The following is an 11,109-nucleotide window of genomic DNA, read 5'->3' on the forward strand; positions in this document are numbered from 1 at the left end:
CAGGGGTGTCGCCGTGGACGTCAGGGGCACGATTGTCGGCGGCGGATGCCAGACTTCCGCGGGTACTGCAATCTCCCGCGAGGCGAACGCCGATGACCACATCCCAAGGCCGCGTGCCGCCGCAGACAACGGACGGCGGGTCCCGGGGCGCCCGGACCCAGGGCGCCCGGACCCCGGACGGCGCGGACCCGAAGGCGCCGGGGCGCGCGAAGGCGCTGCACCGGCGGCTCGCCGAGCTGCGCGGCCCCGGCGTCCCGCAGCGCCCGCTCGATGCCCGCGCCCTCGCTGCCCTCGCGGCGAACCCCGGCTGCGACCGCCGCGCTCTGCTCGACGGCGCCGGGGTGGACAAGGGGGCGCTCGCCGAGGCACTGGGCGCTCCGGCCTCCTTCGGGCAGTCGCAGTTCGCCTTCGTCCGCGGCAACGCCTTCGAGGCCCAGGTCAAGGCGGACGGCGGCGCCGAGCTGATCCGGCTGCTGTGCGCGCGTACGGGCGAGGAGCCGCCGGAGGCGGACGGGATCGCCGTGCCGGACCTCGCGGCCGACGGCCCGGCGGGGCGCGCCGAGCGCACCCGGCTGGCGCTGACGGGGGCGCCGGAGGGGTGGTCGCTGCTGGACCATCCGATGCTGGCGCTGGAGGTCGCGGGCTCGCTCGCGTATCTGGAACCGGACGCGATCGCCGTGCATCCGGACGGCACCTGCACGGTGATCGAGATCAAGTCCTTCCCGATCCTGGACGGCGCCGCCGATCCGGCGAAGGTCGGCGCTGCGGCCCGTCAGGCGGCGGTGTACGCGCTGGCGCTGGACGGGCTGTGCACGGTGCGCGAGAAGGCGCTGCTAGTCTGCCCGAAGGACTTCTCCAACCTGCCGACGGCAGCGCGCGTCGACATCCGCAAGCAGCGCGCCACCACCCGCCGCCAGCTCGGGCGCCTCACCCGGGTCGAGGAGATCGCCGCTGCCCTCCCAGAGGGCGCGAGCCTTGATCCGTCGGCGCCCGTGTCCGAGCTGACGGCCTCCGTCGAGTCGGTCCCCGCCGCCTACGCGCCCGAGTGCCTCGCCAGTTGCGAGCTGGCCTTCCACTGCCGGGACCGGGCGCGGTCCCAGGGCGCGGTCGAGGCGCTGGGCCGCGCGACACGCGGTGAGCTGGGCGGTCTGACGACGGTGACCGAAGTCCTCGCCGCCGCCCACGGCCCCGCCTCCCCTGACGACGATCCGGCGACGACGGCGCTGCGCCGCGCGGCACGGCTGCGCGCGGAGGCGCTGGTCGAGGGCGGGTGCGCCCCCGGTGCCGTGCCCGAGCCCGAGTCCGCGAAGGAGGCGTCCCCGTGTCGTTGATGTCCGCGCTGGCGCGCATGGAGGCCGTGGCGAGCGGGCGGGCGCGGCCCGTCGCCACGGTCCGGCACCGGCATCTCGCGCAGCGCCCCTTCGTCCTCGTCCCGCTGACCACGGCGGGCGAGACCGGCGCCCCGCTCGGCGCCCTCGTGGGGGACGATCAGGACGCGCCCCGGCTGCTCGTCGTCCCGCAGCCGCGCGACCGCGATCTGCGGTTCACGTTCCTGGCGGAGCTGGCCGACGCCGTGCTGCCGCACATCGAGTCCGCGCTCGACGACGTCGAGCTGGAGGAGCGCAAGGAGACCGATCCGGAGACCGGCAAGAAGGTGCCCGTCCAGGCCGAGGTGTGCGCGGACGCGCCCCAGTTGCTCGTCCCCAACTCCCCTGGCGTCGGCTTCGTGCGCCTCCTGGGCCGCTCGATGCGCTTCCGTCGTACGGCGGAGGAGGACCCGGACGCCGCGTATCCGGCGCCCCCGCGCGTCCCCCTGCTCGGGCGCTGGCTGACGCACTACGCCGAGCGGGCCCGCGTGCCTGGCCAGTCCCTGCTGCTGCCCATGACCGAGCTGCTGACCCGGCACTGGGCCACGGGTCAGAGCCAGTTGGAGGACCAGCACCTGGGCGCGCTGCTCGCCTGGATAACGCCCCCGGAGGGCGCGGAGTCCGGCGCCGAGGCGGCGCTGCGCGCGGAGATCGAGCGGGACGCGGCGGGCCAGCTCGTCGTGCCGCCCGCCGGTCCCGCCACCGATCCGGCGTTCGACAACAAGCTGCTGGCCCCCGCCGTCAAGCGGTTCGACGCCGGGCTGCCCGGCGCCGAGGAGCAGGTGCGCGAGCTGATCGCCTCGCAACTGCGCCCGACGTGGGACGCGGTGTGGCACGGCGTCGAGCTGCTGCGCGGGCTGCCCGAGGGCGAGCGCGTCCCCGAGCGCTGGCGACGCGACCGCCTCTCGTACACCGGCCATCGCGACCGGCTGCGCGCGGGCGAGCCGCCCCAGCCGCGCAGGGACGACGCCGTCGCCGCCGCGCAGAAGCTCGCCACCCGCGAGCAGGCGCAGGCACGGCTTGAGGCGCAGGAGGCGCTGGACGACCCCCTGGCGATGGCGGCGCGACGGCTGACGGGCGAGGCGTTCGCGGGGGAGGTCGTCGAGGTGGAGCCCGCGTTCTCGGAGGGCAAGCGGCCGATGCCGCGCCCCCTGGTCACGGTCCGCACGGACGACGAGCCGCATGTGTCCGAGGGCGGCAAGGTGCACAGAGTGCTGCCCGAAGGGGGCCAGCAGAGCGCCGAGTTCGTGGCGTACGAGGGCCCTGGACTGCTCACGGTGCGGCTCGTCAACGGCATGGGCCGCGCCAGGGAACCGGCGCCCGGCACCGTTCCCGAGAAGGGCGACAGGGTGTGCTGGACCCTCTTCGAGCACGCGCCCAGGGGCGGCCCCGGGCTCCCGGGGCAGGAGGACACCCCCTGGACGCACGGCGGCCCGCCCGCCACGGCCACCGTCCCTGACGCGCCTGACCCGGTGACGGCCGAGGACCTGCTGTGAACGGGTACGCGAGCGACGCGGCACGTGTACGCGACGTGGGTTCCGTACGCGTGACGGGTCTCGTACGCGACGTGGGGCGCGGGTGCACCACGGGTCCGGTACGCGCCGTGGGGCCCGGGTGCATCACAGGTCCGGTACGCGCCGTGGGGCCCGGGTACGACGCAGGCCCCGTACACGACGCGGGTTCCGTACGTGCCGCGAGGCCTGTACCCGTCACAGGTCCGGTACGCGACGCGGGTCCCGTACGCGACGCGGGACCCGGGTGCGTCACAGGTCCGGTACGCGTCACGGATCCCGTACGCCCCGCGAGGCCCGTACCCGTCACGGGTCCCGTGCGTCATAGGAGCCCGCGCCGTCCCACCGACCCGAGCCGCCGTCAGGAGCACCGTTGACCGCCGCACCCCACAGCGCAGCGCCCGCACAGACCACGCAGGCCGCAGAGGCGTCGCGCGCGCTCTCGCCCGGTGACGCCGCGGCCCGCGCCACCGACGCGATCCTCCGCGACACGCTGCACGGCACGGACCGGGGCGTGGTCGTGGACTCGCCGCCCGGCGCCGGCAAGTCCACGCTCGTCGTCCGCGCGGCGCGCGAACTGGCGGCTGCCGGGCACCGGCTGATGGTCGTGGCGCAGACGAACGCGCAGGTGGACGACCTCGTGGACCGCCTCGCGACGGCCGATCCCGAGCTGCCCGTCGGCCGTCTGCACAGCAGCGAGCCGCATCCGTACGACCCCGTGCTCGACGAGCACCCCTCCGTCGTCACCTCGGCCAAGCCCGCCGATCTCGCCGAGCTGAACGTCGTCGTGTCCACCTCGGCCAAGTGGGCATGGGTCAAGACCGAGGAGCCGTGGCCCTACGCGATCGTGGACGAGGCGTATCAGATGCGCTCGGACGCGCTGCTCGCCGTCGCCGGGCTCTTCGAGCGGGCGCTGTTCGTCGGCGATCCCGGCCAGCTCGACCCGTTCAGCCAGGTCGGCGCCGAGCAGTGGGCGGGGCTGTCGTACGACCCGTCGGCGAGCGCCGTCGCCACGCTCCTCTCGCACAACCCCGGCCTGCCCCAGCACCGCCTCCCCGTCTCCTGGCGGCTGCCCGCTTCGGCCGCGCCGCTGGTGTCCTCCGCTTTCTACCCGTTCACGCCCTTCCGCGCGGGCACGGAGGCGGGCGACCGCGCCCTCTCCTTCGGCGCGCCCTCCGACGGCTCCGCCGTCGACCGCGTCCTCGACGAGGCGGCCAGCGCTGGCTGGGGGCTGCTGGAGCTGCCGGAGCGGCGCACGCCCCGCACGGACCCGGAGGCGGTCGCGGCCGTCGCCCAGGTGGTGCGGCGGCTGCTGGACCGCGAGGGCGCGGCCGTCAGCGAGCGCTCCCCCGCACCGACGCCGCTGACCGCCGACCGGATCGCCGTCGGCACCGCGCACCGCGACCAGGCGGCGGCCGTGCGGGGCGCCCTCGCCGGGCTGGGGGTCGAGGGCGTCACGGTGGACACGGCGAACCGGCTCCAGGGCCGCGAGTTCGACGTCACCGTCGTGCTGCATCCGCTCTCGGGCCGCCCGGACGCGACGGCGTTCCACCTGGAGACGGGGCGCCTGTGCGTGCTGGCCTCGCGGCACCGGCACGCGTGCGTGGTGGTGTGCAGGGCGGGGGTGCGGGAGCTGCTGGACGAGCATCCTTCGACGGAGCCCGTCCAGCTCGGCGTCGAGGTCAAGTTCCCCGACGGCTGGGAGGCCAACCACGCGGTCCTCGCCCACCTCGCGGAGCACGCGGTCCGGTGGGAGGGGCAGGTCACGGGGGTGCGGGCCCCTTAGCCCGTACGGGGCCGGGCCTGGGCCCGTAGTCCACGCGTGCCGGGGGTAGAGAGGAGGGAGCGCGCGGCGAGTGCGCGGGGCAGGCTCCCGGGCCGTCCCACCGGAAGGGCCCGCGGGAAAGCGTCCGGCGGGAAGCGTGAGCGGGAAGCGCACAATGGAACGCGGCCCACGACCCTGGAGGTAGCCAGATGCCCGAGCCGCACTCGGCTCCGGATCCGCGCGGCAGTGCGCCGCGCTTCCGCCGGCCCGCACCGCTGCTGTTCGAACCGTCGGACGCGGCACCCGACGCGGAGCACTTCTTCGACCTGGAGTCCATGGCCGACCCGCGCGAGCTGCTCGGCCGGGCCACCGAGCTGGCGCTGGCCTTCCGTGCCGCCGCCGACCGCGCCGTGGAGTTCCAGGCCATCGCGGCGGCACAGCTCGCCGACCCCAAGCGCTTCGACCGGCTCTCGGAGGCGGCCATCGCGGAGCGCGGTGAGTGGACCGAGGACTACGCGCGGAAGATGATCGAGTTCGGCCGCGAGCTGCTCGCCGACCGCGGGCCGGAGTGACGTCGGCGCCGGGAGCCGGGGGCGACGCCGCGGCGCGGGCGCGGTGACGTCGGCGGCGCGGGCGCGGGTGACGTCCGCACCGCGGGTCCCCGGAAAGGCTGAGGGGACCGGGGCCACCGCGAGGCCATGGCGCCCTCGGAACGGCTGAGAGGAACCGGACTGCTGTCCGGCCGCCCGATCATGATGTGGCATATGCGCAGCGAAAGATAGCGGACCCTCGGCGACGTTGTCCCGATTTCTGTCAATCCACAGAAACGGAACCCCGTCTTTCGCTACACGTATATGCCATGAGCGATTGGCACGGGGAAACCCCTCCTCAGCACTCGGACGTCTTCCAGCTCGCCTCGATCACTTCGTCCCGCGGCTCCACCCGTGACACCCGTGACGTCCGTGACACCCGCCCCACTCGCACCCCACTGGGCACGCATGGCACCACCTCGTTCCCCTCCTCGGAGCGACCGGAGCGACCGGAGCGGCCCGGGCGACACGCGTGGTCCCTGTGGCCCGAGGGAGCCGAGCGGGCCGAGTGGGCGGAGGAGGAAGCGGAAGCGGAGGCGGAGGAGCCCACGGGCCCCGCCCACGTCACCCCGGCCGGAGCCGACTGGCTCGCCTCCGCCAGCGCCTTCCCGCGCAGTGTCCACGCCCTGTGGAGCCTGCGCCCCACCGCGCCCAGCGTGCTGCCCTGCGGCACGGTCTTCGACATCGTGAGCACGTCGCCCGTCTTCGGACGCCGCCTCCTCGACCGGCTCTGGTCGGGAGGCCCGGGCAGCGGCCCCGTCGCCGCGCACCGGGGACGCGCCCTGCTCTTCGCCGCGCCGGGCACGGCGCAGCGGCTCCCCGCGCTGCTGAACTGGGAAGAGTGGCGCACGCCGCACGGCTCGGGGGAGGTCGCGGAGGGCCCCGAGTCCGGGGCCGAGTCCGAGTCCGACGGCCCCGCGGAAACGATCCCCCCGCTGCTCTGCCACGGCATCGGCGACGCCGTCACCATCCCGGCCCTCCGCCCCGCCGGTCCTCCCCCGTCCGACACCGCCGACCGCCCCGCCTCGCGCTGGCTCGTCGCGCCCGACGTGCGGTACCCCTGGCTGCCCGGGCCCGAGGTGCTGCTCTGGGCCTGCGTCCGCACGATGCGCTCCTTCCGCTCCGTCCGCGCAGGTGGGGAAGGGCGTGCGCGTGAACAATCGATTTTCACAACGCAGGATCGTGATGCTAAGGTCTACGACGTCAGCAGGCGCCGCTAGCTCAGTTGGTTAGAGCAGCTGACTCTTAATCAGCGGGTCCGGGGTTCGAGTCCCTGGCGGCGCACAGACGGTCGAAGGCCCCTCGCGGAAGCGAGGGGCCTTCGGCGTTCCCGGCCCCACCCCTGGCTCCGGCGCCCTCACACGGGGCCGTCCCTCGTGACCTTGACGTCCCACCCGTGCCGGGCGCCGCGCCCCGTGACCTCCACGCGCACGCCACCGCCCCGCTCCGTCGCATAGCTCTCCCCCACGCGCAGCGGGGCGTCGGCGAGCTGCGGAAGGACCGAGCTGCCCACGCAGGCGCCCCGGCGCGGGTGACCGTCGATGACCTCGACCGGGCCCTCCGTCGAGGCGCGGTCGCTGCGCACCCAGTACATGAGCACCCCGCTCTGGCACACGGCGCTGTCATTCCCGTACCGGCCGCGCGCCTCCAGGGCGAGGGCCTCGTACGGGCCCGTACGGACGACGGTCAGACGCTTGTCGTCCGCGCCGCCCAGGGGCCCTGCTCCGAGCGGACGGAGGGTGTGGCGGCTGGTGCCGGCGCGGTCGGGGACGCAGGAGACGTTGCGGCGCTCCAGCCAGCCGAGCTTCCACTTGTGCCATCCGAAGGGGTCGGGGGCCAGTCCGAACTGGCTTCCCATGAGGTCCCAGTCCCCGACGTACGTGTCCCAGTCGGCCTTGCCGTCCTCGGGGCGCTGATAGAGGTCGGGCAGGTCGAAGACATGGCCCGTCTCGTGGGCCAGGACATTGCGGTCGGGCGGGCTCTGCTCGAAGACGGTGACGAGGCGGCGCAGCTCGGTGCCGTCGGCCTCGATGGGGTCGTCGAAGTTGACGACCTTCGTCGCGTCCGAGTTCACGCCCGGCGCGTCGGGGTCGGCGACGAGATACACGAAGTCGTACGCGCCGAAGTCCACGTGCGGGTCGGCCGCCGCCACCGCGTCGCGCAGGTAGGAGCCGCGCCTGCCGGAGTCCCAGTCGCGCTGTATCTCGTACGACGTGGACTCCTGCGGCATCTCGATCCAGCGCTTGGCCGGGTGCGGGCGCAGCGTGAACGCGCCGTAGGAGGCGCGCGTGAAGAACCGCGTGGTGGCCGGGAAGTGGTCGGCGGCCAGTTCGCGCGGGGTGGCCAGGGGCCGGGAGTCGGGGAAGGAGAGGAAGATCATGGCCGCGTCGAGGGTGCCGCGCGGCCGGGGGTAGGAGGGGTTCCAGGAGTCCAGGCCCAGCGAGTGGTGGGCATCGGTCCTGGGCAGGGCGCACGGGCCGCCCGCCGCCTGCGCTGTCACGGGGCCCGCGATGAGCGCCATGCCCATGAAGGCCGTCAGAGCGGTCAGAACCGCGGCCATGCGACGCCAACCGCGCGCCGCGGCCACCCCGTCGGGTATACGCGTTTGCGCCACGTCTCGACCTCACCGGATCAGGAAGTGCGGACCGCCTCCACACTGTCCTGATTTGGCGGTATACGCCCTGTTCCGTTGGTCCAGTCGGGTCACCCGCGATATGACTACCCCGAGTAATGCTCGGTCGTAGACGATCAGGCTTGTTCCCACCTTCGAGGGGTTTCGGTCACCCTCGTGCGAACACGTGCGTCCCACGTGCACCAATGGGCTTGATCGACGCCGGGGACACTGGCTCGGTTATGGCGCGAACCTCTATGATCGGCACATTTCCAGCGCGGATCCGCCTCTGGGCGCCCAGGCCGACCGCCCGGCCTATCCGCACGAGTCGAGTCCCCCGTGGGAGCGATCGGTGAACGGACCCCCCGAAGGACCGGGCAACAACTCCGGCGACGCCCCCGGAACACCACCGCGAACCATCACGGAAGGTAATCGTCACCAGGAACGGCGAACGCGGCGGAAGACCCGGGAAGGCCAGGACGGTCAGGACGGTCAGGACAGTCAGGAAAGCGAGGACGGCCAGGAGGGCCAGGGCGGCGAGGACGGCCAGGACGGCCGTGCCGCCTCCGGCGCTTCGGCGGCCCGCGGGCCGCACGCCCGGCGCGGGGACTTCCGCGCCGCCTTCAACGCGGCGCAGCTCCCCATGGCGGTCGTCGACCGCGACGGCCGCGTGCTCAGCGCCAACCGGGCGCTGGGCTCCCTGCTCGGCACCCGCCCCCAGGCCCTCACCTCGACCCCCGTCGCGGATCTGACGGGGCTGCGGCTCGACGAGCGCGTACGGGCCGCGTACCACGACGTGCTCCAGGGCCGCGGCGAGCGGATGAGCTGCACCAGCAGGCTCAAACACGCCGACGGGCACACCCTGTGGGCCGAGATCACGGTGACCACCACGGCCCGCCGCGGCGAATCCCTGCTGTCCGTCACGGACATCACCGAGCGGCGCGACCTACAGGAACGTCTGCGTCACCACCAGATGCACGATCCGGTGACCAGGCTGCCCAACCGCACCCTCTTCTTCGAGCGCCTCTCGACGGCCCTCGGCGACACGGCCACGGGCCGCATCGGCATCTGCTACCTCGACCTCGACGGCTTCAAGGCCGTCAACGACACCCTCGGGCACCGGATCGGGGACGAACTGCTGGTCGCGGTCGCGCGGCGGATCACACAGTGCGCCGAGGACTGCGGCGGCTACGACGAGGAGTACGGCGGCGGCCACCTCGTCGCACGGCTGGGTGGCGACGAGTTCGCGCTGCTGGTGGAAAGCTCCACGGGCACGGAGCAGATGTCCGAGCTGGCGCAGTCCCTGCTGGCCGCCCTGCAACGCCCCTTCGACCTGGCGGGCCAGCGCCTCGCCGTCTCCGCCAGCATCGGCGTGGTGGAGCGCGAGGCGGAGGGCACCGGGCCCACGGAACTGATGCAGGCGGCCGACACCACGCTGTACTGGGCGAAGGCCGACGGCAAGGCGCGCTGGACCCTCTTCGACCCCGAGCGCAACGCGCACCGCATGACCCGGCAGGAACTGTCGAGCACGCTGCGCCGGGGCGTCGAGCACGGCGAGTTCGTGGTGGAGTACCAGCCCATCGTGGGCTTCGCCGACGACGCGCTGCGCGGCGTGGAAGCCCTGGTGCGCTGGCGGCATCCGCGGTTCGGCACGCTCGGGCCCAACCAGTTCATCGGGCTCGCCGAGGAGAACGGCGCCATCGTTCCGCTGGGCCGCTGGGTGCTTGCCGAATCGTGCCGCCAGGCCCGGCGCTGGATGCTGGAACATCCCGGGCCGCCGCTCTTCGTCAGCGTGAACGTGGCAGTGCGCCAGGTCTGGGACTCGGATCTGGTCGCCGACGTGGCCCGCATCCTCGACGAGACCGGGCTGCCCTCAGGGCTGCTCCAGCTCGAACTGACCGAGTCGGCGGTGATGGGGTCAGCGGGGCGGCCCCTCCAGGCGTTGCAGGCGCTGAGCGAGATGGGCGTGCGCATCGCCATCGACGACTTCGGCACCGGCTACTCCAACCTCGCCTACCTCAGCCGCCTCCCCGTCCGCGCCCTCAAGCTGGACGGCTCCTTCGTGCGGGGGTTCCGTACCGCGCGGCACACCAATCCCGCCGACGAGACGATCGTGGCCGCGCTCGTGCAGCTCGCGCACAAGCTGGGGCTGACGGTGACCGCCGAGTGCGTGGAGGGGCCGGCGCAGGCGGAACGGCTCCGTCGCATCGGCTGCGACACGGGCCAGGGCTGGCACTACGCCAAGCCCATGCCGGCGGAGCGCATCGACGCGCTGTTGCGGTAGCGCTGCGCTGGGCGGTTCGGGGTTTTTGGGGTTCTCCCTTCACGGGGGTGTTGCGCGGGACGGTTGGCCGGTGAAGGGGTTGCCGTAGGGTCCCGCGCTGGTTTTTGTGCCGCGGCACGGGGGTGGCGTCGTGTGACTTGGCGCCGTGTTCGGCTGCCTGGCCGGTGGCTTCGGCGCGGCGTGTGGTTGCGGTGCGTCGCGGCTGGCGCCGCGTGATTCTTGGCTTGTGCCGGTGGTCGTGGGGTGCCTGTGTGGTGGGGGTCGGTGCCGTGCCGGGGTGTCTCCTCGGGCGGCGACAAGTGCGGGTCGGCTTTTCGGCTGCCTGTACAGTCGCCACCACTTGCGGGGACACCCCACCACGTCCCCTCCCACCCGGTGGCCAACCTCCGGCCCGCTCCCACTGTTGCGGGCAAGCGTTCCGCATGGCGGAACGGTGGGCACAACCCACCCACCGGCCCGCAGCCGCGAACGAAACCCCGAGGGGCACTCGGGTAGGCGCACCCCTGACAGGGGGGTGTTGCGCGGGACGGTGGGCCCGTGAAGCGGGAACCGTAGGGTCCCGCGCTGATTTTCGTGCCGCCGCACGTCATGGAGCCGACCTCGGCGGACCCGGAGTGGCAGAGTGCCACCGGCGGGACGGGGACGGGGTGGGGTGTCCCCGCAGGTCGAGAAAGTCACCGGCGGAGAGCCGTGCACGAGACCTTCACGCCGAGGAGACACCCCACCCCGGCACCGGACACCCCCCACCCACACACCCACAACCACGACCCGAGCCAAGAAACACGCGGCGCCAGCCGCGTACTACCGGTCCACACGCCGCGCCGAAGCCACCGGCCCGCACCCGAAAACGGCGAACCGCCCCACACAGGGACGCCCCGCCGGGCGACGGCGCCAAAACAGTTGTGGGCAATCGTCCCGCGGGCGAGGGGGCACCTCCCAGCGGTAGCTGGGGGAGGGTGGGCACAACCCGTGCCACCGGCC

7 protein-coding genes and 1 tRNA gene are annotated in these 11,109 nt (G+C 73.7%); 7 read left to right on the plus strand and 1 reads right to left on the minus strand.

Translation table 11 applies throughout. The features are described 5' to 3' along the window. The first annotated feature begins 92 nt into the window (after positions 1-92). The 6 genes from ACYVOO_RS31190 to ACYVOO_RS31215 all read left to right on the plus strand — a co-directional run bounded on the left by ACYVOO_RS31190 (position 93) and on the right by ACYVOO_RS31215 (position 6,517). Positions 93-1,331, plus strand: coding sequence for a hypothetical protein (locus ACYVOO_RS31190; RefSeq protein ID WP_461019065.1), 1,239 nt, complete (start codon positions 93-95; stop codon positions 1,329-1,331). After that, positions 1,322-2,863, plus strand: a complete 1,542-nt coding sequence (locus ACYVOO_RS31195; protein WP_461019066.1) for a hypothetical protein — start codon at positions 1,322-1,324, stop codon at positions 2,861-2,863. The genes ACYVOO_RS31190 and ACYVOO_RS31195 overlap by 10 nt, the downstream gene beginning before the upstream one ends. A gap of 493 nt (positions 2,864-3,356) precedes the next feature. Further along, complete coding sequence (locus tag ACYVOO_RS31200; RefSeq protein ID WP_461019096.1) at positions 3,357-4,664, plus strand: AAA domain-containing protein; 1,308 nt, start codon at positions 3,357-3,359, stop codon at positions 4,662-4,664. A 188-nt stretch (positions 4,665-4,852) separates the two neighbouring features. After that, entirely contained in the window at positions 4,853-5,215 is a 363-nt protein-coding gene (locus tag ACYVOO_RS31205) for a hypothetical protein (protein WP_453345640.1), read from the plus strand. A 497-nt stretch (positions 5,216-5,712) separates the two neighbouring features. Continuing rightward, positions 5,713-6,453 (plus strand): bifunctional DNA primase/polymerase, encoded by a 741-nt coding sequence (locus tag ACYVOO_RS31210; protein ID WP_461019097.1) that lies wholly within the window; start codon positions 5,713-5,715, stop codon positions 6,451-6,453. Then, positions 6,444-6,517 (plus strand) — tRNA-Lys (locus ACYVOO_RS31215). Before ACYVOO_RS31210 ends, ACYVOO_RS31215 begins: the two co-directional genes overlap by 10 nt. 73 nt (positions 6,518-6,590) lie before the next feature. Here the strand turns inward: ACYVOO_RS31215 and ACYVOO_RS31220 are convergent. Next, on the minus strand, positions 6,591-7,793 hold the full coding sequence (locus ACYVOO_RS31220; protein ID WP_461019067.1) for a M6 family metalloprotease domain-containing protein: 1,203 nt from the start codon (positions 7,791-7,793) through the stop codon (positions 6,591-6,593). Positions 7,794-8,196: 403 nt separating this feature from the next. On the opposite strand from ACYVOO_RS31220, the gene ACYVOO_RS31225 reads away from it, so the two are divergent. Further along, positions 8,197-10,128: a putative bifunctional diguanylate cyclase/phosphodiesterase gene (locus ACYVOO_RS31225; protein WP_461019068.1), complete on the plus strand. Its 1,932-nt coding sequence runs from the start codon at positions 8,197-8,199 to the stop codon at positions 10,126-10,128. Positions 10,129-11,109: the final 981 nt, after the last annotated feature.

The sequence above is a fragment of the Streptomyces daliensis genome (assembly GCF_054782395.1).

Excerpts from the sequence above, each read along its gene's own strand:
- ACYVOO_RS31190 (WP_461019065.1), top strand. The coding sequence starts at position 93 with ATGACCACATCCCAAGGCCGCGTGCCGCCGCAGACAACGGACGGCGGG.
- ACYVOO_RS31220 (WP_461019067.1), bottom strand. The coding sequence starts at position 7,793 with ATGGCCGCGGTTCTGACCGCTCTGACGGCCTTCATGGGCATGGCGCTC.
- ACYVOO_RS31205 (WP_453345640.1), top strand. The coding sequence starts at position 4,853 with ATGCCCGAGCCGCACTCGGCTCCGGATCCGCGCGGCAGTGCGCCGCGC.